Raw genomic sequence first — 26,865 nt, forward strand, 5'->3', positions numbered from 1 at the left:
CGACATCTCCTAGTTAGGTCTTTTTAAATAGATTTATAAATCTTCTTAATCGATATTCAAAGGCCTGTTATCGTAAAAATCCGGTTGCTCTCCATTTATTACTTTCACTAATGTTTCAGCAAATATCAGCTACCACTAGTACATCTAAATACCTCGTCTCGCGAAGAAGACGTTCAACAATGGAGCCTTCTTTTACTTCTTTCCACCTCGACCTAGCTGAATGTCCTATAATTACTTGTGTTGCTTTTTTGTTTTTTAATTGCCCCGTTATTTCTTTTACTACTAAACGTCGATGTGTGGCATGGTATATTTCAAATATCCCTCCTAAACGTTCCGTTAGAACCATGACTCTTTTCAATATGACTTCCTCTTCATTAGACAAGTTTTGATGGTCTTTTACATAAACAACAAACCATTGGGCCTTCAAACGATACGCTATTCGAAATCCCCTTCGTATTAAACGTTCTGAATCTTGACGTAAATTTACACAAACAAAAATGACTTCCTCTTTTCGCCAAGGTCCTCTTACGCCATTTTTCCGTTCAAATGATTCCAACCGATCATCTACATCGTCTGCTAACTCACGTAATGCAAGCTCCCTGAGTGCAATTAGGTTTCCAGTTTTAAAGAAATTGCTTAACGACTGCTCTACTTTATCCATTGTATAAATGTTCCCTTCTCGCATACGTTGTCTTAATGTCTTAGGCGAAATATCTATTAATTCCAGCTCGTCTGCTAAATGTAGGATCCGGTCCGGTACGGTTTCCCTTACTCGGACTCCAGAAATTTGTTCGACACTGTCATTTAAACTCTCTAAATGTTGAATATTCATAGTGGAAATAACAGAAATTCCTGCATTTAGTATTTCTTCTAAATCCTCATACCGTTTAGCATTTTTACTACCCGGAATGTTCGTATGAGCTAACTCATCCACTAGTACTACTTCAGGATTACGCAGAATGATAGTATCAAGGTCCATTTCTTCCAAGGTTACATTTTTATATTGTACTTTTTTTCTAGGGATCATGTCTAAACACCCTATCTGATCCCCCGTACCCTTACGCCCGTGTGTTTCTAGTAAGCCAATGACTACGTCGATTCCATTTTTCTTTAATTGATTGGCTTCCCTTAACATGGTATATGTTTTTCCTACTCCAGGAGCAGCACCAATATATACTTTTAAGGTACCTCTTTTAACTTTTTGTATCTTCTCTTTTAATTCGGTTGAAGACAGCCTGCGATAGGGATTTTCTTTTTTCCTCTGTGTTTGAATAGCAGGTATGATCCGTTCTCCTTCCACTTCAGCTCGGTCTGCAACAACAAATACATCAATATTCTTTGTTATACGTAAAATCCGATTGACGATGGATCCATGAATAATCTCTTCCCAACGAGTTCTTTTAGACTGACCAAGTATAATTCGAGTGACATTATGTAATAAAGCATAGGCAACAATTTCTTCAGCAATGTTTTCCTTACTGATAGATATTTCTTCAAACGCCCCATCTAATTTTTTAATTAATTTCCTCATTGATCGTTTAAATGTGGCTTCTACTTTGGAAAGTGATTTATGATTAGGGGAAAAACAAGTAACTAATAAATCACTACCTAAACGCTTGGCAATTTGATCTCCCCTTCGGATTAAAATGGAACCATTCCAATGATATTGAGCACATACTAAGATTCGCTCTGAAGCACCGGAGGGACCAGATAACCCTTTACGCTCCCGGTATTCGTATAAATCATCCTCTACCTCCCCTGCCAGGAAGCGAAGGGACAATTCCCTAAGTACAGCTAAGTTATGTCTTTTAAAAAGGTGAGCTTGTCCTTTTACTTGCTCATGTTTTTCATCTAACTCTCCTTCCTGTAGACGTTTTAGGATAGCTTCGGGGGTTACGTCCAATAATTTCACTTCATCAGCGTGAGAAAGCGTATCCTCTGGCACAGTATTACTTACATGAATTGGGAGTCCCGTGAGTTGTTCTGCTACCTCTTTAACACCTGCAAGTTCATAAATATTTATGGTTGTAATGACACTGATTTTATTGTCAATTAACTCCTGTACATCTTCTAGTCTTGTAGCGTTTTTGGCGGAAGGTCTGTTTTTATGAGCAAGCAGGTCTACCAACACAACTTCAGGGTTTCTTGCGAATATTTCATCCAAGTCTAAATCATGCTTAGTCTCTCCTTTAACTTCCCATGCGATAGTTGGAATGATTTCAAGACCTCCCACTTGTTCCAAGGTTTTCGGACGATTCGATGCGCTAATAATACCGACAACGACATCAATACCTCGCTTTTTCAAATCGTTTCCTTCAAGAAGCATGTGATAGGTTTTGCCTGAACCACTGACTGCGCCAAGAATAATTTTCAGCCGGCCCTTTTTTATTTTTGATATGGAATTTAATATCTCATCTGGGGTTTTTCTTCGGAATTGTTCTAACATAATACTGACCTCCTAAATCCAGTTTAAGGTTAAAAGGAGAGTGAAAAACTCTCCTTTTCAAAAGTTATTTTAGTTGGTCTAATGCTATGTTTAATTTTAATACATTCACTCGGGGGTCTCCAAATACTCCTAATGACCGTCCTTCAGTATATTTATCAACAAGAGTATATATACTTTTTTCAGATACACCTCGCTCTTTTGCAATGCGTGAAACCTGAATTTTCGCCCCTTGGGGTGAAATATTTGGATCAAGGCCCGAACCAGAGTTTGTCAGTAAATCAGCAGGGATCTCCTCTTGTTTGACAGTAGGGTTCTCTATTAAAAATGTTGCCAAATCTTTTTTTGTGCGCTTGATCATGTCCTCATTGGATGGGGCATAATTGGGTGTACCTGAGCCTGCCGCATCATATTCTATAGAAGAAACACGACCATGAAAGTAACCCGGGTCTTTAAAAGATTGACCAATTAGTTCAGAACCTATGATTTTTCCTGATTCGTTTTTTATTAAACTGCCATCTGCTTTCGCAGGCATAATGACTTGTGCAACACCTGTTATTAGCAATGGATAGGCAATTCCACACATAACAAGTAGCACCAGAACTAAGCGTATATTTTTCAACATGGATTCTCACCTTTACTTTTGATTTTAAGCTAAATGAAACATGACTAGGATTACATCGATAAGTTTGATTCCTATGAAAGGAACGATCACACCACCTAATCCGTATATGAACAAATTCTTGGTTAATAATCTTGAAGCACTCATAGGAACGTATTTCACACCCTTCATTGCCAATGGTATGAGAAGGGGGATAATAACAGCATTAAAAATTAAAGCTGATAAAATGGCACTTTGTGGTGTAGCCAGATTCATAATATTTAGAGCCTTCATCTGCGGAATGGCCAACATAAACATGGCAGGAATGATGGCAAAGTATTTAGCCACATCATTCGCAATACTGAATGTAGTCAAGGCTCCCCTTGTCATGAGTAACTGTTTCCCGATTGCCACTACCTCGATTATTTTTGTAGGGTCAGAATCCAAATCCACCATATTCGCCGCTTCCTTCGCTGCGATGGTTCCTGTATTCATGGCCAATCCTACATCTGCCTGGGCCAATGCAGGGGCATCATTCGTTCCATCTCCCGTCATGGCCACAAGTTTGCCTTGTGCTTGCTCCTGTTTAATGACGGAAATTTTATCTTCGGGCTTTGCTTCAGCAATAAAATCATCTACTCCGGCTTCTTTTGCAATGGTATTAGCTGTCAATGGATTATCACCGGTACACATAACGGTTTTAATTCCCATTTTCCGCAATTCATCAAATCGTTCCCTCATGCCTGGTTTTACTGTATCCTTCAAGTAAATGACACCCAGCACACGGTTTCCTTCTGCAACAACAAGTGGAGTACCGCCTGCAATTGCGACTTCATTAGTAATGCTCTCTAAATCCCCAGGAACTTTTCCACCTTGTTGCTGTATATAGTGTCTTATTGAATCAGCAGCACCTTTTCTGATTTGTCTACCATCAGAAAAGTCTGTACCACTCATCCGGGTTTCAGCCGTGAACTCAATTCCTAGTGTACCGGTTTTATCTAATTCTTTATCAGATAATCCGGCTTTTTTAACAAGTTCGATGACAGATCGGCCTTCAGGCGTTTCATCGTGTAATGATGAATGAACCGCCACTTGATTTAACTCAGCTTGGCTTATCCCCTTAACTGGTAATAAAGCTGAAGCCATGCGGTTCCCATGGGTGATGGTTCCTGTTTTATCAAGGATGATGGTATTAATGTCACCTGCTGCTTCGACAGCCTTTCCCGACATGGCAATTACGTTAAATTGAGTAACCCTATCCATCCCCGCTATCCCAATTGCAGACAATAGGCCCCCAATGGTTGTTGGGATCAAACAGACCAGTAATGCAACTAAGGTCGCGATGGGTAATGTGACTTTAATATAAGAAGCAATTGGTACTAGTGTAGTGCAAACAAGTAAAAAGATAAGGGTCAAACTAATTAGCAGGGTGCTCAGTGCAATTTCGTTAGGTGTTTTTTGTCTTTTAGCTCCTTCTACGAGGTTAATCATTCGATCAAGGAATGATTCACCTGGATCTGAAGTGACGATAATTTTGATGAAGTCACTGTTGACTTTCGTTCCTCCAGTTACAGAACAGAAGTCCCCACCTGATTCTTTGATTACAGGAGCTGATTCACCAGTGATTGCGGACTCATCTACAGCCGCTACTCCTTCGATTACATCTCCATCAGTTGGGATTAAATCATTGGTTTCTACTAAGACAATATCGCCTTTTCGGAGTTCTGTAGCATCGACTATCTTTATGGAACCATCCTTTTGGAATAACTTTGCCTTAGTATCCTGTTTCGTCTTTTTCAGACTATCGGCTTGCGCTTTACCCCGCCCCTCTGCTAATGCTTCCGCAAAGTTAGCAAAGAGTATTGTAACCAGCAATATTACGCTCACGGCAATGTTATAACCTCTATCCGATGTTCCTCCAAAGAAGTTTGGGAATATGGATAGTAAAAGAGTGATAATAAATCCTATTTCAACTACAAACATGACAGGATTACGAGCCATTATTCTTGGATCTAACTTTTTAAAGGCATCTTTTATGGCTTGCCCGACAATTTCCTTATTGAGAGTCCTTATACGCGTTGTACTCATTGAGAATACTCCTTTTCTACATTTATCTAATTGTGAGCCATTCTGCTACTGGTCCGAGTGCAATTACTGGAAAGAATGTCAAAGCCCCAATAACTATTACCGTTGCTAAGAGAATGACCAGGAAAGTGCTATTATTTGTCTTAAACGTTCCAATCGTCTCGGGAACTCGTTTCTTTGTAAGTAAAGAACCTGCGACAGCGATTAGTGCAATCATAGAAAAGTAACGGCCAAATAGCATGACTAAGCCGGTGGATATATTCCAAAATGGAGTGTTATCCCCTAAACCTTCAAATCCGGAACCATTATTAGCTGCCGAAGAGGTAAACTCATAAACAACTTGCGAAATTCCATGAAAACCCGGATTAGAAATAGCTGAAGTGCCCATTTGTGTAGCTAAAGCAATAGCTGACGGAACTAATATGATTAATGGATGTAGAAGAATGGTAATGGCTATTAGTTTCATTTCCCTGCCTTCAATTTTCTTCCCTAAAAACTCCGGCGTTCGTCCAACCATCAACCCGGCAATGAATACTGCCATTATTGCGTACATAAGGATGTTAACCGTCCCTACTCCATCACCACCAAACACACAGTTCAACATCATTTCTGCCAATGGCACTAATCCGCCAAGTGGAGTAAGCGTATCATGCATATTATTAACTGTACCTGTAGTAGCTGCTGTCGTAACGGCTGTAAAAAGGGCACTCTGTGCAATTCCAAACCGCACCTCCTTGCCTTCCATACTTCCATTCTCTTGAGAAATCCCTATTCTCTCTAATGATGGATTTCCATTTTGTTCGCTGAAATACGTAACACCTAAGAAAACAAGGAACATTAATCCCATTGCTGAAAAAAGAATCCAACCTAGTTTCTTGTTTTTTGCCATATACCCAAACGTTAAAGGAAGAGCAGCAGGTATCAGAAACATTGATAAAATCTCTATTATATTGGTGAAACCATTAGGATTCTCAAAGGGATGGGCCGAGTTGACACCAAAAAATCCACCGCCATTTGTCCCTAAATGTTTAATAGACTCTAACGCAGCTACTGGCCCACGTGCAATATTCTGCTTCGCACCTTCCAATGTAGTTGCAATGGCCGTAGGATCAAGGGTTTGCGGAACCCCTTGAGATACTAGGACAAGACCGATTAAGATAGATAACGGCAGTAGTACCCGGGTGATGGAACGAATTAAATCCACATAAAAATTCCCCATACTGCGCTGGCCTGTCAGACCTCTGAAAAAAGCCATACATAACGAAAGACCAGTAGCCGGTGTCGTGAACATCAAAAATATGATGACGACCATTTGCGATAAATAAGAAAGTCCCGATTCCCCGCTGTAGTGCTGTAAATTAGTATTAGTAAGAAAGCTTGCAGCAGTATTGAATGCCAATAATGGATCCATGTTGTCTATCTTACTTGGGTTACCCGGTARAACTCCTTGAAATCGAATGATCATGTACGAAATAATAAACATGACTAAATTACTCAATAGTAGTGCCTTTACATATTGCTTCCAGTTCATATCACCGGTATTAATACCAGATAATTTATAAATGCCCCTTTCTAACCATCCAAACATCCGATCTTGTTTTGTTGTTTCAAGGGAATAAACATTAGCTAAATATTTCGCCAGTGGTATTGCCAGGATAATGACGAGTGCTAATACCAGACCGATTTGTAAAAAATCCATTTGCATTTCCTCCGTTTTGTAGCTATTAATATTTTTCCGGGTAAATTAAAGCATGAATTAAATACAACGAAAGTGCTCCAACAATAAATAATAAAAACATCGTTTCTACTCTCCTTTTTCTTCTATAACTTTGTTACAAAAATGGATAAATCCAAAAAATGATAAGAATGAAAAAGCTGTAAGTGAAACTGATATAAGATCCATTGACGTCTCTCCTTCCAAACTATAAAAATTTCAAACAATTAAAATGTGCTCACCCCCTATGAGTTTCTTAAAGAAACTAGGTTCCACTTGTTAGCAGCCAGTTATAGCTGTAACATTCTGGTTTACTGAAGATGACAAAATCAGCTCCCATTTTTTTATATAGACTAGAATATTGTTGATCATGAGTGACAACAAACAACCTCAAAGATTTGAACTCTGAAAATAATCTCACAAGATTAATTCCATCAAACAGAGAATTAGGGAATAGATAAACACAGTTATCCTGCTCTGAGTTTTGAACCATTATTCCATCACATTCCTTCTGGTTCCTTGTAGGCTTAAACCATTCTTCATCATAGTTTACAGTTTCTACGTTACTTGTATCCGTGTGGGTGGCCCCTATACTTTCCTTTACAGATTTGAATAATTTTCCTTTCCCAACAAGCAATACTTTTCCCATCCAATTCACCCCATTTGTACTTTCTCTTATTAATTTTTCAATCTGCATTCTTTCTGGGCAAGAAAATCCTGCCAGTGGAAAACATAAAAAATAGACCAATGCTTACTCTTTCCCCATGTATGCAGCCATGCAGTAGCTATCCATACTCCAGCGTTAATCAATACGATTCACACATTGGTTATTGGATGCATTGCAAAGCAAACATATAAAATTGGAGAAAAAGTACTCATTGGTCTACTTATCACCCAGCAAGCTTTACAGCGCTCTGTGCGATCTGTCTTCCAAGAAACCTTTTCATTTATAGGCATAATAAAAAGACCTACGGAAATGCCAGGTTGCTATCTTGCTACAAACATAACAAAAAAAGCCTCCTGAATTAAGGTGGTCTTATGACCTCCTTCGCTTTAGCCGACGAAGTTAGCTGACGGGTAGGATGGCGAAAGAGTATCTCATCCCTTCTGCAAATGCAGAATTAACCCCAAAAATAGTGGGTCCTCCGTTCTCAATTTCTTGAGATTTGGCCGATATCAAATTGTTATTTATGTGGATTATTCTACGCTCATCATTAAATGTTTGTAAACCTCATAAAATCACGATATTAATTCAAAATCGACCATATACAGTCATTTTAGTCCAAATTAGTCAGCAAAAACTAAATTTACTTAATAATTCTAGTGATTACAAATTTTTTTATAGGTTTGTAAACTTACATTGACAATAACTAAGGTTGGGTATTATGATAAATCCCATAAATTCCCGAGATAAAATGGAGGCATTATGTTAAATCCCAAAAAGAAACTTGAAGCAGAAATAAGTGCAGCATTTATTAAGTTCCAGCGTGATCTGATAGGCAGAGGACCACAGGAAGCAAAAACATATATAATTAATGACATGTTGATTACTCGTTTTAAAGGTGTCCTGACTGTGGAAGAAAAGCATCTTGTCAGTCACAATTCCGGCAAAAAACTTGTAAAAAAAATGCGCTCGCTTCTTCGTGAAATGTACACCAAGGATTACGAAAAAATAGTTGAAGATCAAACTGGATGTAAAGTTCTTTCCTCCCATAGTGATATTAGCACTAAAACAGGTGAAAGAATTGAAGTTTTTATAATGGATAAAGATTTAGAGAGGTACTTAGAAACCATCAAATAATACTGTTTAAGTTACATGAATTATCATTTTTTTGTTAAATTTATATATATTTTAGATTAATAGATTGTATACAAATTTTTCATTACATTGGGTTTTCCTTGTTAAACTAAACACCCCGTTAGCCACACATGCATCGCAAAATCGGTGCTGCACCACAGAGAATAACAATGTGGTTTCAAAGTACATAATATTTAATAGCTGGCGAAGAAGGTCTTTGAACTATGGTGCCTTTCAGCCCATACGTTAGTCTGACTTCGACACCCACGGTGTACCACCGACTGTCGCTCCCTTTATGGGTAGCCTCATGGGAGATTAATCTTTTTGGTCGTCTCGCTAGCCTCTACTTAATATGCTGGGATTGGAGGTTTTTGTTTAACGATTTACCAAACTCAATCAGATTACTCATAAGACTCAGCCTTTTTTTAAAAAGCGTTTTTACTGGGTCTATTTTTGTTGTGATTTTTTCTGGATTTTGAGCTTTTTTAATTTTCATGGGAGTTCATTAAGAAAGTTTTATTTGGAACTTTTGGGTCTATCCCGTAACAATCTTTTCTTGGCCATCCATCCTCCATTCCTGAGGTACTCGCATTTTATTAATACTTGGATGTTTCTTTTGGTAGTGGTAGGTGTGTGCATAATAATATTTGTTATCATTTATAAATTAAAGAATCCTAAAGAAAATGCCCCTGAAAAATAGTTTTTTAAAAAGTACCACCTAATTAAAATGCATTTATTCAGTTCAGGACGTGCACTTTTCCGAACACTTTATTTTTTATGTCCCTTATTAACAATTATCTAAACTTGATTTGTTTAAAACATAATAAAGAGGTAGGTTATACTACAAATCCTGAATAATGTAAATGATAGTAATAAATTGAAGTTATACTGCCGTTCATGAGTATAACATGCATTATTGAAAGGGAGAATAAGGATGATTACATACTGGATCATTTTACTAGCTATCGCGGTAGGGATTGTTTTTATAGCAGAAAAAATGAACCAACCGTATCCTACATTTCTTGTTATTGTTGGATTAATAATAGGGATTCTACCTATTCCCGGTTTGTCTGAGGTCAAGAGTTATGCTGCAACTGATACTGTTTTCCAGACAACAGTTATTGTAATCTTTTTATCAGCTCTATTAGGAGATGCAGCGCTTAAACTTCCAATTGATGAACTAAATCGGAGTAAGAAACCTATCCTATTATTATCATTTGTTGGAACATTTTTGACATTTTTAATCGTTTCTTTTCTAATGTACTTTCTACTAAACCTTTCTCTACAACAAGCACTAATCTTCGGAGCATTGATGGCTGCCACAGATCCTGTTTCAGTCCTTAGTATTTTCAAGGCTCTCGGCCTGAATAAACGGTTATCCATTATTGTCGAAGGAGAAAGTTTAGCGAATGACGGAGTAGCTGTTGTATTATTTAAAATTGCCCTTGTGACCACTTTTTTAAGTATTACAGGCACTTTTGAGGCTTCTATTGAGTTCGTAAAAGTAGTATGTGGAGGTATCCTTATCGGGGGAGTATGCGGATTTATTGCTTCCCGTATTACGTCCAAAATCGACAATTATTTGGTGGAGATCGGACTATCCATGGTTCTCTTTTATGGTGCTTTTGATCTCGGGGAACATTTTCATGTTTCAGGTGTGATCGCAGTGGTTACAGCTGGTTTAATCCTCGGGACATATGGGAAAAATATCGGGATGTCTGACCTGACACATGAAAAAATGGATTCCTTTTGGGAAATTGTTGCCTTCCTCTCGAATGCACTCATTTTCTTATTGGTAGGGTTAGAAGTCAGTAGTATTAATTTTTTAGATAAAGGATGGTTGATTATTGGGAGTATTCTAATCGTACTCTTGGCTCGGTTTGTTGCCGTTTATTTCAGTCTTGCTTTTGATAAAAACATTCCTACTTCCTGGAAGCATGTAATTGCCTGGGGAGGATTAAAAGGGTCTCTTTCTATTGCTCTTATATTAAGTGTTACACCGGAGTTTGAAGGGCGAGAGCTGCTATTAGCGATGACGTTCAGTAATGTTTTATTTTCTCTATTAGTTCAGGGAACGACACTCAAAAAAGTAGTCGCTTTAGTTGGCGTGAAATAAATATCTTTTTGGATAAAAAGATAATATATAATAAACGTTTAACTAAAGTAATTTGGAAGGAAATGGTCATGTTGTTTCGGGGGTCTATCAATTGGATTAACTCCAAAATTATCTTCTATTGAAATCGTTGACATGTCAAGATTTGTATTTGAAACTTTCTCTGCTTTTGGTACAGTTGGATTAAGCACTGGATTTACTGGGAAAATGATCCTGATCCTATTTTGATTACAATTATGATGTTGGTGGTTAGAAAAATATCTTAATTGGCTATATGTTAAGTCAAAAGAGCATATAATTATGCTCTCTTTCTTTGTAACTCTTCCACTAGCCTGCCCGTTGTTAAAAGTATCCAAGGAGCTGAAGATCAGCTCCTTGGATATACATCCACATGGGATCATTCCATTCGGGATCTGTCCTTTTCCCTAAGGGTTAAAAGATAGATCGCTACCGAAAAAATCATAATATTACTTTTAACAAAGTTCAAAAAGATTAGTTTCAAAGTGTAAAACCTTCTTAAGGTATCCTGCCATAAACAAACATTGGTATTCACGTATGATTGTTTAAAGACTGCGGAGAAATTGTTGTACAGTTCGTGGAAATCAAATTCCCATTCTGTGAAAGACCTTTGATTCAGGTGATGATATTTTGTTTTTAGAAAAACAATTTTAAAAATGGATTCTTTTTTTTATCCGTTATCTTTAACTCATTCATTATTATTTTATCCTCATTGTTTGCTATCCATTTCTTTAGCGCATGTTTATCCTCACATTGAGTTAAGTACGTTTGTCCACCCTTACCGACAGCGTTAATAACAAATCTATAAGATTTTTTCTCCATATTTCCCTGCCCTTTTTTATTTGATTTATTAAAACTCATTAATTAAGAATGTAAAGAAATACGGACCTTTTTTATAAGATAGTAATAATTAAAAACGTTCTTAAAAATTACGCTGAAATTTATCGAACCTATCATAAAGTCTTAACTAGTTTTAGTCAATATGATTTTAATAAGTTCACAAAACCTTAACAATAGTATGACTCGCTAAAAAATAAATTTTTAAAAAGCAAATAACTTCAGGTAATTTTTAGTGACATTGGGTTTACAACTAATACCTGAAGGAGTAAGATACTTTTCATAAACAATAAATCGGCCTAATTTCAAGTAATTGAATACGGAGGACCCAGTCATTTGGGGTTAATTCTGCTTTGATTTGCAGAAGGGATGAGAAAAAAGCTCTTTCGCCATCCTACCCGTCAGCTAACTTCGTCGGCTAAAGCGAAGGAGGTCATAAGACCACCTAAATTCAGTGGGCTTTTTTTGTGCTTTTTTGTGACAAAATAGCAACCTGATGTATACGTAGGTCTTTTTATTATGCGTATAAATATAAATCAATTTATGTAACCACGCGTGTTTCTACTACCAAGGAAAGGGGTAATACCGACTTGTTGTATACATAGGAAAAGTGTCTGCTTTTGTTTACAAGAGGTTAAGTAATGTTCTATTGAGTTATCTACAAGGTGAATGTGAATGAAACAAAGGTGAAATACTAACCAAATGTCAAAGAGTCTCTAGTAGTTTGTATTAGGGCATTTAAATGTAAATATGTTTGTTGTATTTCTTCGTACTTATAATAATTTATTTATAGTTAGGATGATGATTAATTTTGAAAAAAGTAAAAGAATTTTTAGATCCTCCAAAAATTCTTGTAATGGGCTTTGCCGCTTTGATACTTATTGGTTCATATTTGTTAACTCTCCCTATCTCCACTGAAGATGGGAATGGTCTTTCTTTTCTAAATGCTTTATTTACCTCTACCTCCGCTACATGTGTGACAGGGCTTGTCGTAGTTGATACGGAAACGACATTTACCAAGTTTGGAGAGTTAGTAATTTTATCACTCATTCAAGTGGGTGGCCTAGGCTTTATGACATTTGCAACATTTTTCTTCTTCTTATTAGGCAAAAGAATCTCATTAAAAAGCAGATTGTTGTTGCAAGAATCCTTAAATAACTTATCTATGGCAGGTGTAGTTAGGTTAGTAAAAAGGATTTTGATTTTCACTGCAGTCATTGAAATCCTAGGTTCCTTTATATTATCTATTCGTTTTTCTTTCGATATGCCAATTGGTAAAGCAATCTATTATGGCGTTTTTCATTCGATATCTAATTTCAATAATGCGGGTTTTGACTTGATGGGAGAGTTTAGGAGTMTGACACCATATGCAGCAGATCCTATCGTAACCCTTACTGTGGCTGCCCTAATAACATTAGGCGGAATTGGCTTTATCGTTATGAATGAACTATACGAATACCATGATACCCATCGCTTATCCGTTCATACAAAAATTGTATTGATAACTAGCTTAATCCTTACAATAGGAGGGGCCATTTTAATATTTATATTTGAATATGGAAATGACAAAACGTTACAGCCTTTATCCTACGCTGGAAAAGTATTGTCTTCATTGTTTCAATCTGTTACTCCGAGAACAGCAGGATCTAATACATTAAACATTCCGGACTTAACACAACCTACTTTGTTGCTTATCATCTTCTTAATGTTTGTTGGTGCTTCTCCTGGGTCGACTGGTGGCGGGATTAAAACCACTACATTAGCCACCCTAATAGGAACTGTTTGGTCTCAGATTAAAGGGAAAGAAGATGTAGTTTTATTTCGTCGCCGCATTGTTATTGAAACAATATTTAAAGCATTAACAGTTACTGTAATTGGGTTATCTTTAATATTAACGATTACCATGTTATTGACCATCACAGAAAGTGGAAGAGATTTCTTAATGATATTATTTGAAGCTACTTCGGCATTTGCTACCGTTGGCCTTTCAATGGGTTTAACCCCAGAATTATCTCCTATCGGCCGAATACTCATTATTTTCACAATGTTTGCAGGTAGATTGGGGCCTTTGACTATTGCTTTCGCTATTGCCATGAGGCGCAAACCAGATCCATTAAGGAATCCAAAAGGCAAAATCATGATTGGTTAATAATAAATGAAGGGGTGTAAATGAATGTCTAAACGACAATATGCTGTTATCGGTTTAGGAAGATTCGGAACGAGCGTAGCTCTTAGGTTACATACAGCAGGACAAGAGGTCTTGGGAATTGATATAAATGAGGAAAGAGTTGAGGATGCGGAATTGAGCGTTACCCATGCAGTCATAGCGGATACCACTGAAGAAGAGACATTGAAATCTATCGGAATCCGGAATTTCGATTGTGTCATCGTAGCCATCGGAAATGATATGCAATCAAGCATTTTAACTACATTGCTCTTAAAGGAATTAGGGATAAAAAAGGTTATTGCAAAAGCTCTTAATAAAAACCACGGACAAGTGTTAAATAAAGTAGGCGCTGATTGGGTTATCTATCCGGAAAGAGATATGGGTGAACGGGTGGCAAATCAACTCCTATCCCCTAAAATGCTGAATTATATAGAGCTCTCTAAAGAATACAATATAGAGGAAATCATGATCCCTTTGAGCATGACAGAAAAAAGTCTTAGGGAGCTTGATTTACGTGCAAAATATAATATTAGTGTTATTGCCATCGTTAGTAATGGTGAGATTATTATCTCTCCATCTCCTGATTATGTTATCCACGAAGGAGATATGCTACTGATGATTGGAAATAAAGAGGATTTAGCTCTGTTTGCAAATATAGATTAATACTAGTGGGGTCGAAACGTCCGTTTACGAATTTTATCCGAAACAACGGGTCCCTGCTATCCTGATTGTCTAAACACTTACTCAGAAAAGTTTCGGCTTAAGATAAGAAAAGAAAGAAGGATATAGTCTGGTTCGGGGCGATAGCTCCGTAAACCCATCGGCTTGCAACGGCCCGATGCCTTCAGCTGTATAGGATTATCCTTTGCAGTAGAAGCCAGTAAAGCCAGCAAATACATTATTTGTGAGAAATGATCTAATCTCGGTCATCCAATCAAAAAATAAGCCCCCCCCATAATAATTGTTAAATAACCACAAAATTGAGTTGTTTTGTGGTTATATTTTTTATCCATCCTGATTTCCCTATAAAAAATGACATTGTTAAGAACGGTATGGAAAACCCTGTAGACAAACCAAGGGTTACAATGGCCCCTAATATTGGTCTTTCAACTAGCAGCAATGGATTGATCATTTTTGTGTGCCTTATAGAACTAACGCACTGTTAGTTCTATATGGCACAGTTAACCTTTTTAAACAATCGTGCCCGTTTTTTGCATCGGCTTTTTATTTTTAATCATTTAAACCAACCCTTACGCCAAAACCAAAAMAACATTACAGAGCCAACTGATACCATAACTCCAAGCACTCCAAAATATCCCCATTGCCAAGTAAGTTCTGGCATATATTCAAAATTCATCCCATATATACTGGCAATAAACGTTAAGGGTATGAAAACTGATGTCATTACAGTTAGTGTCTTCATAATTCTGTTCATTCGGTTTGAATTTAGGGAAATATAGTTGTCTCGTATATCTGCCGTCATTTCTCGATTAGACTCAATCATTTCAGAAAGTCTCAATAAATGGTCGTATATATCCATAAAATAGACTCGATCATCTTTTGGGACTATCACTCTCTCCGAATTTAAAATTCTATACAGCAATTCTCTCATCGGAAAAATTGTGCGCCTTAACTTAAGTAACTGATTTCTTATTTCATAAACATTTTCAATTAAATCTTGATTTGTTCTATTCATTTCTATTTCATTCAATTCATCTTCACTTTTATAAATACTTGGAAAATACTCATCTACAATTTTATCCATTATTGAATAAAAAATGTGGAGAACCCCTTTATTAATAGTATTTTTATCCTCCATTGCTCTTTTTCGAACCATTCCTATTTCACTTGAAGGTGATGAATGGAAAGTAACTATAAAATTGTGTCCGACAAATATATCTAATTCTTCAGGTGCAAGGGAGAATTGGTTTAAAGTGTGTAGAACAAAAAAATTATACCCATCATAATAATCAAGTTTTGGACGCTGTAGAAAATGTAAGCAGTCTTCAATTGCAAGTGGATGGAAATCAAAATGAGTTTTTAAAAGCAGTGCTTCTTCATCATTAGGTGTATCGAAATCTACCCAAAACCATTTAATATCTGAATCATCTAAACGTTTTAATGGTATATCAGTTATTAGTTTTAAATCGTTTGTTACGGCAAAAGTATGAATCATATGTATCGCATCCTCTTTTATTTGTAAATTAAACACTACCTCTTTGTGTCAGATACAAATTATTAATAAGCTAAAGAATTAGTCTAATATATTATAACTCCTTATGGAACTATCCTGCTTTAGTTCCATAAGAAAACTTCTATGGCGGCGATCCTCGCCGCCACCATCTATCACGAAACCCTGCTCATTACCCCAAAATAAAGTCTAACCCATTAAACCGTTGACAATAATGGTCATAACAATACAACCAGGCTGATCCTTTTTTGGTGGACCTTAAGGAAGATACCCTGTATAAGAAACTAGTTGTGACAGTATGGAAGAACCATTTAGTGTACTGCTAGTACGTATACAAAAATTTTTGTAACAAATCTCCTGTCACATGTATTGTTTATCCTTTTATTAAGGTGATTCTCCTATGGAAGCAATGATTGAACGGTGTGCGCTGGACTAGATGTACACCAAGAAACAGTAGTAACCTGTGTATTATTGGGACCATTAGATAAAAAGCCAAAAACCTCTATTGAAACTTTTTCAACTACAACAACGGGGCTCTTAGCTTTAAGTGATTGGCTCGCTACCCTTCAGGTATCCGATGTTGTGATGGAAAGTACCGGAGTCTACTGGAAACCAATATGGCATATACTCGAAGGTTCTTTTCACCTTGTTCTTGCCAATGCCAGACATGTCAAAAATGTTCCAGGGCGTAARACTGATGTRAAAGATGCCGAATGGCTTGCCAAGCTTCTAAGATGCGGACTTATTGAAAGCAATTTTGTCCCACCAGAGGATATTCGTGATTTACGAGCCTTACTCGTTATCGAAAAAAATTGATTCATCATCGCACATCAGAGCAGAATCGCATTCACAAAATTCTTCAAGATGCTAATATCAAGCTAACATCCGTTCTATCAGACATTTTTGGTGTATCGGGACGCCGTATCCTTGAAGCGATTCTAAATGGTGAAAAAATAGAGACCGWTGGTCTTCGAAAAATGGTAGATTGGCGAACAAAAGCAAGTATTACTGACATTGCCAATGCAATTAATAGGCGTATTCGCCGTCATCAAGCGATATGTTGCGGTACCATTGGGAGCATATGGGTTATTTAGAASAAACCATAGAAGAATTAGAAAAACAAATCGATCAACTCCTGTCCCCCTATCGTAAGGAAGTAGAATTATTGGATRGTATACCTGGTGTGAACAAAGCTGCGGCAGCCACTTTTATTGCGGAGATGGGTGTTGATATGTCCGTATTTAAGTCAGCTAAACACCTTGCCTCTTGGGCTGGTGTGAGTCCTAGAAATTACGAAAGTGCCGGTAAAAAAAACGAGTAAAACCACACAAGGAAATAAAGCTTTAAAAACGATGGCMGTAGAATGTGTATTAGCGACATCAAGGCAAAATAATCGAATTGCTCCACATCGAAAAAGGATTACCAAACGGCAAGGAAAAATGAAGGGACGAATCGCTTCTGCCCATTTACTATTAACGATTGCTTACAACATCTTAAAAACAGGAGAACCTTATCAWGAACTAGGCTCAATTACCTTGAAGAAAAACAAAATAACAAAGAATTAAATATGATCGAATACCTAAAAAAAAGAAAGGCTATACAATCGCTCCATCTGAACAACAAACTGCATAACCAGTTAAATAACGACATAGTACATTTACCCCCATCAAAAAAAATGAGAATATGGAGGGTTTATTTTAGCATGGCTTTTTTACTATTGTGTTTTCATACAAAAAGGAGCTGCAAAAGCAACTCCTTTAGATGCGAGAAACATTTTTTAAAAATGTTACGAATTTATATGTTACTTCAGGCGAACAACTTATATGAATACGCGCCTTTTCCGTCTATGCTTGAATTAAAGCGTGACAATGATCGGTCCATTTTTAGTAAGGATAATCGTATGTTCCACTTGAGCTACAAAGCTTTTTTCAGTAGCATAGGTCCAACCGTCTTCTTTTTGGAATACTTCTTCTTCAARGGTTGAGAWGAATGGTTCGAATGCGATAACCATCCCTTCCTTTARTATTTCATTATCCCATGGATCATAATAATTACAAATATGGTCAGGTGCTTCGTGTATTCTACGTCCAACACCATGTCCTGTAAGGTTTTTGATAACCGTGAATCCATGCTGTCTCGCTGTTTCGAACACCGCTTTTCCGATTCTGCTTTTTTTGGAACCGGGTTTTGCTTTCTTAAGACCCGCTTCAAATGCCTTTTTGGCGACGTCGCATAATTTCGTTAATACTTCTTCTCCTTCGCCTACTACAAATGAGATTCCTGTATCTGCGAAATAACCGTTCTTTGAAGCAGATACACTTTTTTTAAACGATTGAGCAGGGTCTTCTTTAGTATTATCATTTTTCATTTTTAAAGAAACTTATTTTCATGGTAGTTCATTAAGAAAAGCGATTCTTATTAAAGAATCGCGCCCTTTAATTGAAGAATACTTTACTAATCCTAGTTAGTATTGCTGTTAACTAATTGCAAAAATATCAGGTGAAAACTCAATGGTATTGTTGCTTTAAATAAAGTTTCATCAAATTGATACTCATAACCTTGATAAACGAAGAAAAAGCGTGTTTTGAAAAAAGATTGATCAAAATACGCTTTTAATATAATAATGAATCATTCTTTTTAAAAAAACTTGCCGAAACTGGTTAATAAAAATTAGCATTACAGCTGCAATCGATTTTATAGATTGGGTTTTATACCCCCCCCCTTTATTCACGGAGACTGACATGATTGATAAAACTGGAATTTTGATAAATTTATTTTAATAATGATAATATCATCGCTACAGAATTTTCTACAAATGAACGCTCTGGACGAGATTTCATCAACACCGTAAGTCCGATTAATGAAACGACTAGTGTCTGTGCTAAAACTTTAGCATTAAGGCTGCTTTCGAGCTCACCTGAGCGAATACCCCGGACAATCGTTTCTTGAAATATGATCGAAAGATACATCTGATGCTCCCTTGTAAGGATTTCAAATTTTTCATCGTGAGGGGCAAGTTCCACCATTGTGTTAATGCAAAAACATCCCTTGTTCGGACTTTCTTTATATTCCTCTTCCACCAAATCTTCAAAAAATGTGTGAAATGCTTCCTTTACAGATAGATTGTTTTGAAGTTTTTTTCGAATATGGGAAGCATGTAGCTTTGTATATTTGCGTAATGCAGCCTCAAACAATTTCTCTTTGTCTCCAAAAGCTGAGTATAAGCTTGGTCGTTGTATCCCCATTTTGGCAGTCAAATCGCTTAGCGAAGTAGCCTTGTACCCCTTCTCCCAAAAAAGCAACATAGCATCATCCAACGCTTTTTCCTCATCAAATTCACGTTGTCGAACCATAATAAATCCCTCATTTCAAAAAAATTTCTTCACTAGATAATTAATCTTGTTCTTGATTCTTTTTTATTTGCTCAATGATTCCGAATCTGTCCACTTGAATCCAGTATTCCACTATTTTTCGATCCTCTAATCGGTATACGACATTACCTATTTCAATAACCTCTTTATTTGTAGGCAGATAACCCTCATACTCTCCAATATGCATTCCTGTCTGCTTCCATCTGACATGAACTTTTTGATTTTGAGAAATTAATTCTTGAATTTCAATTTTAAATTTCCCCCATGAATCTATCATTTCTCTTATATGATCAGCATAATTCTCAGGCGACCTTTTAATTGTCACCATGCTTTCTGAATTCACTTGATGTGCTCTTACCTCCTTCGCCATAAAAAACATAGCTTGTTCGGGATTGCAACCTGATCTGACAACTTCAAAGAAGCTTTTTATAATCTGTTCGTTTGTCTGCAGGAATTTTGGAGATGGTGAATCGCCCCCAGATAATTCAGTTAATTCGTTATTCCCCGGTATTTGATTCATGGATAATTAATCCCCCTTTTAATTACCAATCGGTATATTATGATTTTATTTAATTAAAGTCCTATTGTCAAATTGTGATCATTTTTTCAAGGACAGCATTCAAATAACTGCATAACTTACTTGACATCAAAACGTTTTGTTGGTTATCCTTATAAGGAATCATTTCATACCGAACGATATATTATACTGTTAAGTATAAAAAGGGGGGGTGTAAGTAATGGTAAAGGTGAAGGTTAAAGAAAAAACAACAATTAAAGTTGAAGATCATGATACGAAAACGGTTCAGTTACAAATAGTATCCGGATCAACCATGACTCGCTATATGGCACTATTGTTTGCAACAGCCTGTGGGATGGCTGTCGCCAACATTTACTATGCACAACCGTTGCTAGACTCTCTGGCGACCGAGTTCGGTATCGCCCATTCATCCATCGGCATTGTCATTACCATTACTCAGCTTTGTTACGCGCTAGGACTGCTACTGCTAGTACCGCTCGGTGATCTACTGAATCGACGTCGGCTAATCATCGGTCAGATGCTTTTATCCGTGTTGTCTCTGATTGTGGTTGGCATCGCCCCCATCATCACAGTGCTTTTCACGGGGTTAGCTGCGGTCGGACTGCTTGCTGTGGTGACTCAGGTGCTCGTAGCGTTCGCATCGACTTTGGCTGCCCCAGCCGAGCGTGGACGTATAGTCGGCTTGGTGCAAAGTGGAGTCGTGATCGGCATTTTGCTCGCACGAACATTCGCTGGTGTACTAACCGATTTCGCCGGTTGGCGTTCGGTCTATCTAGTTTCTGCCGCCATGATGCTCATCATGACTGGCGTGTTGTTCCGAGTACTCCCGCGTGATGAAAGCGAAAGAGAGTCACTATCCTATCCGCAGCTGCTTCGTTCGGTGCTCACATTGTTCATGCAAGAACGAATCCTACGCATCCGCGGAGTACTGGCTCTGCTGATTTTTACCGCGTTTAGTACATTGTGGACTTCGTTGGTGCTTCCTCTCAGTGCTCCACCATACTCTCTTTCACATACCGCTATTGGAGCGTTTGGTCTTGCTGGAGTTGCCGGAGCATTAGCTGCTGCTCGTGCTGGGGGTCTGGCTGATCGAGGTTTAGGGCAGCGAACAACCTGCATAGCCCTAGTTTTATTGCTAGCATCATGGTTCCTAATCAGCTTTACCGAACACTCACTGATCGCATTAGTTATTGGCGTTATCTTTCTTGACCTGGCTGTGCAAGCAGTACATGTCACCAATCAGAGTATGATTTTCACAGTGCGTCCTGAGGCGAGAAGCCGACTTACTGCTGCTTACATGATTTTTTATTCCATCGGCAGTGCCATGGGTTCAATTGTTTCAACCAATATATACGCAAACTACGGATGGATCGGAGTATGTCTATTTGGTGCCTCTGTCAGCGCTTTGGCCCTTTTGTATTGGGTAATAACCTACCGTCTAACGGAGCAGGTTAGAGAGAAATAATAACGATTTTTATGTTGGTTTGAAATTTTTCAAGTCTTAAAATCATACAAAGTTACAAAAAGGGGTGATACATATTAGTCATGTTTAATATGTATCACCCCTTTTACTTCTTGTTCAACAAACGCACGCTTATATACAGAGTTTTTTCAAAGCAGTGCAGCTTTATTTCAAATATACACTTATTCGATTAAATGGCCCAATTGTTGAACAAAGATCAAACAGTACTCTTAAACTAAATTGCCCCGATAATTCCATAAAGAAAAAGCTGCCTTAAAACAGCTATGATCTTCAGCTAACCCAGCTGTTAGCTCAATAATTATTCTTTATCTTGGTGCATCAAATTCAATTGGAAGAAAATAGCGCTTAATAAAGCTATGATCATTCCTAACATTGCAGCATAGCCAGAAAATACTTCATACCCTCGAAAACACTATTAAATAACTATTCCGCCAATTCACCGAATACTAATATTAATAATTTTTCTTCAAATACTTAGTTTTATTTAATTAGCTGCAATTGTAATACAATTTTTTTCACTGCAAAAATCTAAATTAGTCTCTCTAAACTCTTTTGGACTTTCAACGTAGGAATAGTGGATACTATCTAACACACTAACACACGAGCTTTTCAGATTTAGTCATGTGTTCATTAGTAGACTCTTATTTCCAAATAGAATTATCAACTGTGTTATATCGTTAGATTTTTTAGCATTTCAATATATGCCTTCAATTCTGAATCCGTCAATCCTGAAATACGTTCGAAAAAAATAGATCCTTTTTCTTTTAAAGCTTTTATTGTTTTGTCATGACCAAGCTCGGTTAAAGATAACATTACGCCTCGACGATCTTTAGGGTGGGGTTCACTCTTTACATATCCCAGACCTTTTAATTGCCCTATAAGTCTACTGATAGAGCTACGGTCCATTGCTGTTGATTCAGCTAAAGTCGATGCGTTAGTAGGACCATGTGAAAATAACCAGCGAACAATCAAAAAGGCTGCTGGCTGCAAAGTTGTATCAAATGTAGCTGCAGTTCTGACATTAAGTGCATGTGCCTCACTAATCAACGAATTGAGCTGTTCACCAAGAGCTAACTCCAGTTCTTCTCTCAAATCAGAATTATTAATATCCATAGTTCTCCCTTCTCAACGCAACTAAATGTATTTGACATATATCAAATACTTGAATATGATTGATATATGTCAAATATATTTAATTGTTAATACTATGTCAAGTTTATAGAAGGAGAATGTATAATGCCCGAGTATCCAATAATTGTAATGACTGGTGCTACCAGTGGTATTGGTCAGATTGCTGCAATTGAAATCGCAAAACGTGGTGCACATTTAGTGCTGACTGCTCGTAACAAAGAACGGGCTAAAGCAACTGAGAAATTAATTAGAGAAGCTTCACCAAATACGGAGGTTGATTTCTATTTTGGTGATTTATCGTTAATGCATGATGTTCGCCGTATAGGACTTGAGATAAAACAAAACTATTCAAAAATTGATGTACTCATCCACAATGCTGGGCTTCATGGGTTCGAGCAACGTGTTACCTCTGAAGGATTTGCCGAGATGATTGCGGTAAACTATCTAACGCCTTGGCTACTAACAAATCTGTTAAAGGACTCTTTGGTAAAAGCAAAAAATGCAAAAATTATTAATGTCGCTTCGGAAGCCTCACGAAATCATGGGGAACTAAAATTACCATATGATTTGACGGACACATCTCCATTTACATTGAGGGGTTCATCTAAAATTTATGGAAAAACAAAGCTTCTAAATATCATGTTTACTTGTGAGTTAGTGCGTCAGTTTTCAGGAACTTTGGTAAATGCCAACGCTCTAAATCCTGGTTTCAATAATACTGGCCTGGGAAGAGAACTTCGTATATCTTCTGTATTGGGAAAAGTCTTAGAATTCCTTAATATCGGAAATCCAAAAAGAGGGGCTGACATCATTGTTCGTTTAGCACTTGATTCCGAATATGAGAGAGTGACAGGAGGATACTTTAATGTTGGAACTGGAGATAAAATTGATCCGATATATCCAGGAAAAGATGTTTCTATGCAGCAAAGTTTGTGGAATGATACCAAAGAATTATTGTTAGAGTATATAAATTGATTTTCTATTCTTCAATGAACTTTTATTACGTTTGTTATTGAACTAACCTCCCTCAATAAACTAAACACAATCTCACGATCGCTCTAGAATTCTTAGGATTTCATAGTCATATCATTAACAGTTATTTATGTAAACTCGGCATCACTCCTCAAGGGTAGGGATTTATCGAAAAAAGTGTATGCTAAACTAGCCAATTATAGGAAAAAATCAGTTTAAGCAATGTTATGATCGCACTATAGGATATCAATGTTTCATGGAGGTCAACCCCTCCCATGTCTCACAGAATCGATGCTCCTACACTCCTTCGTTCAACCTTTCAATAAGGGGTTGCCGCAGCACCCCCTTATTCACTCCTGAAGCACCATTTGCTACTAGACAGAGCATGGCTGCCTGTAAAGGTTTGAATCCCAATGAAACTAATAGAACGGCACAGATTGCAATCGGTACACCAAAACCTGCTGCCCGTTCAAGAAAGGCATTAAAGCAAAACCCAATAAGTAAGAGCTGAAGACGTTGGTCTTGTGAAATACCCGCAATACTTCCGCGTAAAACATCAAATTTCCCTGATTTAACAGAGATTTTATATAACCAGACGGCCATCACAATGATATAACCAATCGACCATATCCCTTGTATCGTACCTTGTACAACACTCCCGATTGCTTTCCCAAAGCTAGCTTAAAGAGGAAAAGTACAATAAGAAGGGTTACAAATAAATTTAGAAGCGTTGCATAAATACCTCTCATTTTAAAGATCGTCAAACATAAGAGAAACAAAAGGATCGGTATAACTGCAACTAACGCTGAAATAGCAAGATTATTAAATGGATCGATAGTTTCTACTAACATAATAACAGCTCCCTTAAGTAAGAATTTCTTACTTAAGAAATTAAAATACTCCCAAAATAGAGATTGAATATCTTTAAGTATTTTAACAGAGTGTGCAAACTTTTCTTTTTCGCTCTCATTTAGTGAAAGCTCCACAATATTTTTTGCACCTGTACGATTAATTACAGTTGGAGTATCAACATGAACATTTCTTTGACCATATTGGCCTTCTAACAACGATCCAACTAGTAAGGATCTGGAATAAAAATGCCGATACACCTATGCTAATGATTAGTGTAAGAAGGGCTGTGATAATGCCCTTCATTTTAAATACAGTCAGACCCAATAGAAAGGAATATGACAGGAAAGGCAGCAACCAAGGCTGATAAGTACGTGTTATTCAATGGATTATAATCTTGAATCCACATGATGCTTCCTTCTTTCTATTTAATGTTATAATTTTAATTCTTCAAAATGAGGCGCCAAAATGTCTTTTAAGACATAAGCACTGTGTTGGAATTTCTGTTGTTCTTCTTCATTGAGTTCTAATTCGACAATTTCTCGGATTCCACTACGATTAATGATTGCTGGAACACCCATGTACACATGCTTTTCACCATACTGGCCATCCAGATGAGCAGAGACAGTTAACACGCTATTTTCATTGTGGAGAATGGCTTTTGTAATTCGCACAAGTCCCATAGCGATGCCATAGTAGGTAGCACCTTTTCCTTCAATGATTTTGTAGGCTGCATCACGTACATTAATAAAAATCTCATCTAAGTCTTCTTTTTTATAGTGTTCTTGGCGTTCAATCATTTTCAAAACGGGAATACCACCCACGTCTGCAGAACTATAAACAGGTAGCTCGCTGTCACCGTGTTCTCCGATGATATACGCATGCACATTTTTCGGTGCGACTTTAAAGTAATCACCTAGTAGGAAACGGAAACGAGCTGTATCAAGAATGGTACCAGATCCAATGACTCGTTCTTTAGGTAACCCACTATAATGCGATGTTGCGTATGTTAAGATGTCAACGGGATTGGTTGCAACAAGAAAGATGCCATCAAATCCACTAGCCATGACATTCTCGACTATTGTTTTAAAAATCTTCAGATTTTTATCCACAAGGTCAAGGCGTGTTTCTCCTGGTTTTTGGTTCGCTCCTGCACAAATTACAACTAAATCTACATCTGCACAATCTTCATACTCTCCAAAGCGAATATTTGTTGGATCTGGAGCGAAAACTTTCCCATGATTTAAATCCATCACATCACCAATTGCTTTTTCTTTATTTAAATCAATCATAATCAACTCATCTACAATTCCTTGGTTCATAAGAGCAAAGGCGTAGCTTGAGCCTACAAACCCTGTTCCAATTAATGCGACACGGCTTACTTTTTCTTTTGTCATAGGTTTTTCATCCTTTCATCTCATTAAGTTTTCAAAAGGATAATATTGTTTGTGAAACATTTCACAAATTAATGATACATCACTTTTTTCCAATTTACAATCCATTTTCAAAAAAAATTTGTTTTTAAAAAGGCTACTAAACTGCATAAATTTTTCTGTAAAGCTACTCAGTTTCTATCTTTAACGCTCTCCCTTTTTTAAAACGATTGAGCGGGGTCTTCTTAAGTATTGTCATTTTTCCATTCTTAAAAAACTTATTTTCATGGTAGTTGAATAAAGAAAAAGCTGCCTTAAAGGCAGCTCCAATCTTCAGCTAACGCACCTGTTAGCTTAATATTTTTCTATTCTTTATTTCTGTTCATTAAGTTTGAAAATAGAGGATAATGTTTCACCGTCTTTCCCTTCCAAAACGCCCCATACCTCCTTTTCATCCTGCACGTCTACGGATCCAGCTTCGTTGAACCACACCTTATATTTCTGCCCTTCCTTGTTTTCTTGGTCTATAAACCAAAATACAGAATCTTCTTTACTACTTTTATCAACTGATACTGTTTTATCCCATTTGACATTTGCTATAATGTCTTCAATCTTTTTGACATTATCTTTATCCAATACAGCTCGTTTATCACTTAATCCACCGTACTCTACTATTTGATAGCCAACGTCTTTTGCYTCAGGAGAACCCGAAGTTTTAGAGGAACTTGAACATCCCCCTAACACCACAATGATAACAAGCAAACTAAAACTCCATAATAATTTCCTCATACTAACACCTCTTTTTTCCAATTGTACCATTCATAAACAGTGATGATTGAGGAATTTCAGTCTTTTATCAACTCTATTTTACTACTTCTTGTTAAACTCCCTCAGTTTGATGCGAATATCTCTCGAATGCTCACTTATTCGCAGGATTTCATACCCCCTGTAATTAGACTTACGGGTAAATGAATTGAGTTCAGATAAGTTAGGATTCGTGAAGGCATAGTTAAATAAAGGAGTCAGCTACCACTCCACATTTTACCATATAATGTACATCTCCACGCCGCCCCTGGAGGCTTTCCCTCCCATGTCTCAACGGGTCAATTGCCCTCTCATTCCTTCGTCATGCCTATCCAAGGGGTGGAGGCCAGTTATGCTAACCTGATGGGTCACAGTGC

The 26,865-nt window shown here is 37.2% G+C and carries 21 protein-coding genes, 3 pseudogenes and 2 riboswitches; of the genes and pseudogenes, 8 read left to right on the forward strand and 16 right to left on the reverse strand.

The features are described 5' to 3' along the window. Positions 1 to 115: 115 nt before the first annotated feature. From AC1DVB_RS11705 to AC1DVB_RS11730, 6 genes are all read right to left on the reverse strand, one after another. The gene (locus tag AC1DVB_RS11705; RefSeq protein WP_477589346.1) at positions 116 to 2,446 is read right to left on the reverse strand and encodes a histidine kinase; all 2,331 of its coding nucleotides are present in this window, start codon (positions 2,444 to 2,446) and stop codon (positions 116 to 118) included. 64 nt (positions 2,447 to 2,510) lie between these two features. Continuing rightward, positions 2,511 to 3,068, reverse strand: coding sequence for a potassium-transporting ATPase subunit KdpC (gene kdpC, locus AC1DVB_RS11710; protein WP_057277298.1), 558 nt, complete (start codon positions 3,066 to 3,068; stop codon positions 2,511 to 2,513). Positions 3,069 to 3,092: 24 nt separating this feature from the next. Beyond that, positions 3,093 to 5,132 (reverse strand): potassium-transporting ATPase subunit KdpB, encoded by a 2,040-nt coding sequence (gene kdpB, locus AC1DVB_RS11715; RefSeq protein WP_454861420.1) that lies wholly within the window; start codon positions 5,130 to 5,132, stop codon positions 3,093 to 3,095. Between the two features lie 22 nt (positions 5,133 to 5,154). After that, complete coding sequence (kdpA, locus tag AC1DVB_RS11720; RefSeq protein ID WP_477589349.1) at positions 5,155 to 6,828, reverse strand: potassium-transporting ATPase subunit KdpA; 1,674 nt, start codon at positions 6,826 to 6,828, stop codon at positions 5,155 to 5,157. A gap of 25 nt (positions 6,829 to 6,853) precedes the next feature. After that, positions 6,854 to 6,928: a potassium-transporting ATPase subunit F gene (locus tag AC1DVB_RS11725; RefSeq protein ID WP_081109011.1), complete on the reverse strand. Its 75-nt coding sequence runs from the start codon at positions 6,926 to 6,928 to the stop codon at positions 6,854 to 6,856. Positions 6,929 to 7,108: 180 nt separating this feature from the next. Then, a complete protein-coding gene (locus tag AC1DVB_RS11730; protein WP_364284445.1) occupies positions 7,109 to 7,492 on the reverse strand; it encodes a hypothetical protein in 384 nt (127 codons plus the stop codon). A 391-nt stretch (positions 7,493 to 7,883) separates the two neighbouring features. Next, a riboswitch (cyclic di-AMP (ydaO/yuaA leader) is annotated at positions 7,884 to 8,025 on the reverse strand. A gap of 244 nt (positions 8,026 to 8,269) precedes the next feature. On the opposite strand from AC1DVB_RS11730, the gene AC1DVB_RS11735 reads away from it, so the two are divergent. Both AC1DVB_RS11735 and AC1DVB_RS11740 read left to right on the forward strand, forming a co-directional pair. After that, positions 8,270 to 8,644: a Na-translocating system protein MpsC family protein gene (locus tag AC1DVB_RS11735; RefSeq protein WP_194719526.1), complete on the forward strand. Its 375-nt coding sequence runs from the start codon at positions 8,270 to 8,272 to the stop codon at positions 8,642 to 8,644. Positions 8,645 to 9,575: 931 nt separating this feature from the next. Further along, on the forward strand, positions 9,576 to 10,757 hold the full coding sequence (locus AC1DVB_RS11740; protein WP_034307633.1) for a cation:proton antiporter: 1,182 nt from the start codon (positions 9,576 to 9,578) through the stop codon (positions 10,755 to 10,757). Positions 10,758 to 11,408: 651 nt separating this feature from the next. Here AC1DVB_RS11740 and AC1DVB_RS11745 read toward each other — a convergent pair. Next, positions 11,409 to 11,594 (reverse strand): hypothetical protein, encoded by a 186-nt coding sequence (locus AC1DVB_RS11745; RefSeq protein ID WP_057277293.1) that lies wholly within the window; start codon positions 11,592 to 11,594, stop codon positions 11,409 to 11,411. 301 nt (positions 11,595 to 11,895) lie between these two features. After that, positions 11,896 to 12,044, forward strand: a riboswitch (cyclic di-AMP (ydaO/yuaA leader). Between the two features lie 421 nt (positions 12,045 to 12,465). Here AC1DVB_RS11745 and AC1DVB_RS11750 point away from each other — a divergent pair. Both AC1DVB_RS11750 and AC1DVB_RS11755 read left to right on the forward strand, forming a co-directional pair. Further along, complete coding sequence (locus AC1DVB_RS11750; RefSeq protein ID WP_477589366.1) at positions 12,466 to 13,758, forward strand: TrkH family potassium uptake protein; 1,293 nt, start codon at positions 12,466 to 12,468, stop codon at positions 13,756 to 13,758. Positions 13,759 to 13,782: 24 nt separating this feature from the next. Continuing rightward, positions 13,783 to 14,439: a potassium channel family protein gene (locus AC1DVB_RS11755; protein ID WP_057277292.1), complete on the forward strand. Its 657-nt coding sequence runs from the start codon at positions 13,783 to 13,785 to the stop codon at positions 14,437 to 14,439. A 571-nt stretch (positions 14,440 to 15,010) separates the two neighbouring features. On the opposite strand, the gene corA is transcribed toward AC1DVB_RS11755, so the two are convergent. Then, positions 15,011 to 15,952 carry a magnesium/cobalt transporter CorA gene (gene corA, locus AC1DVB_RS11760; protein ID WP_477589353.1) on the reverse strand — a complete coding sequence of 314 codons (942 nt, stop codon included), beginning with the start codon at positions 15,950 to 15,952 and terminating at the stop codon, positions 15,011 to 15,013. Between the two features lie 435 nt (positions 15,953 to 16,387). On the opposite strand from corA, the gene AC1DVB_RS11765 reads away from it, so the two are divergent. Beyond that, positions 16,388 to 16,783: an IS110 family transposase gene (locus AC1DVB_RS11765; RefSeq protein WP_200964085.1), complete on the forward strand. Its 396-nt coding sequence runs from the start codon at positions 16,388 to 16,390 to the stop codon at positions 16,781 to 16,783. A gap of 265 nt (positions 16,784 to 17,048) precedes the next feature. Continuing rightward, complete coding sequence (locus tag AC1DVB_RS11770; RefSeq protein ID WP_477589355.1) at positions 17,049 to 17,288, forward strand: transposase; 240 nt, start codon at positions 17,049 to 17,051, stop codon at positions 17,286 to 17,288. Positions 17,289 to 17,822: 534 nt separating this feature from the next. Here AC1DVB_RS11770 and AC1DVB_RS11775 read toward each other — a convergent pair. The 3 genes and pseudogenes from AC1DVB_RS11775 to AC1DVB_RS11785 form a co-directional block, all read right to left on the reverse strand. Further along, positions 17,823 to 18,284, reverse strand: a pseudogene (locus AC1DVB_RS11775) (M24 family metallopeptidase); the annotation flags it as partial. Positions 18,285 to 18,738: 454 nt separating this feature from the next. Further along, positions 18,739 to 19,320, reverse strand: coding sequence for a TetR/AcrR family transcriptional regulator (locus tag AC1DVB_RS11780; protein WP_057276403.1), 582 nt, complete (start codon positions 19,318 to 19,320; stop codon positions 18,739 to 18,741). A gap of 40 nt (positions 19,321 to 19,360) precedes the next feature. Beyond that, positions 19,361 to 19,858, reverse strand: coding sequence for an ester cyclase (locus AC1DVB_RS11785; protein ID WP_477589357.1), 498 nt, complete (start codon positions 19,856 to 19,858; stop codon positions 19,361 to 19,363). A 310-nt stretch (positions 19,859 to 20,168) separates the two neighbouring features. Between AC1DVB_RS11785 and AC1DVB_RS11790 the strand changes: the two genes are divergently transcribed. After that, complete coding sequence (locus AC1DVB_RS11790; RefSeq protein ID WP_255294648.1) at positions 20,169 to 21,341, forward strand: MFS transporter; 1,173 nt, start codon at positions 20,169 to 20,171, stop codon at positions 21,339 to 21,341. Between the two features lie 687 nt (positions 21,342 to 22,028). Here AC1DVB_RS11790 and AC1DVB_RS11795 read toward each other — a convergent pair. Further along, the gene (locus AC1DVB_RS11795) at positions 22,029 to 22,472 is read right to left on the reverse strand and encodes a MarR family winged helix-turn-helix transcriptional regulator (protein ID WP_477589359.1); all 444 of its coding nucleotides are present in this window, start codon (positions 22,470 to 22,472) and stop codon (positions 22,029 to 22,031) included. Positions 22,473 to 22,595: 123 nt separating this feature from the next. On the opposite strand from AC1DVB_RS11795, the gene AC1DVB_RS11800 reads away from it, so the two are divergent. Then, complete coding sequence (locus tag AC1DVB_RS11800) at positions 22,596 to 23,465, forward strand: SDR family NAD(P)-dependent oxidoreductase (RefSeq protein WP_477589361.1); 870 nt, start codon at positions 22,596 to 22,598, stop codon at positions 23,463 to 23,465. 351 nt (positions 23,466 to 23,816) lie between these two features. On the opposite strand, the pseudogene AC1DVB_RS11805 reads toward AC1DVB_RS11800, so the two are convergent. The 4 genes and pseudogenes from AC1DVB_RS11805 to AC1DVB_RS11820 form a co-directional block, all read right to left on the reverse strand. Beyond that, positions 23,817 to 24,313: pseudogene (locus AC1DVB_RS11805) on the reverse strand (L-lactate permease); the annotation flags it as partial. A 78-nt stretch (positions 24,314 to 24,391) separates the two neighbouring features. After that, positions 24,392 to 24,571: pseudogene (locus AC1DVB_RS11810) on the reverse strand (L-lactate dehydrogenase); the annotation flags it as partial. Between the two features lie 174 nt (positions 24,572 to 24,745). Further along, entirely contained in the window at positions 24,746 to 25,708 is a 963-nt protein-coding gene (locus tag AC1DVB_RS11815) for an L-lactate dehydrogenase (protein WP_098865043.1), read from the reverse strand. Between the two features lie 348 nt (positions 25,709 to 26,056). Beyond that, positions 26,057 to 26,473: a hypothetical protein gene (locus tag AC1DVB_RS11820; RefSeq protein WP_477589363.1), complete on the reverse strand. Its 417-nt coding sequence runs from the start codon at positions 26,471 to 26,473 to the stop codon at positions 26,057 to 26,059. Positions 26,474 to 26,865 lie beyond the last annotated feature (392 nt).

The organism is Peribacillus sp. P4_D6 (assembly GCF_056401795.1).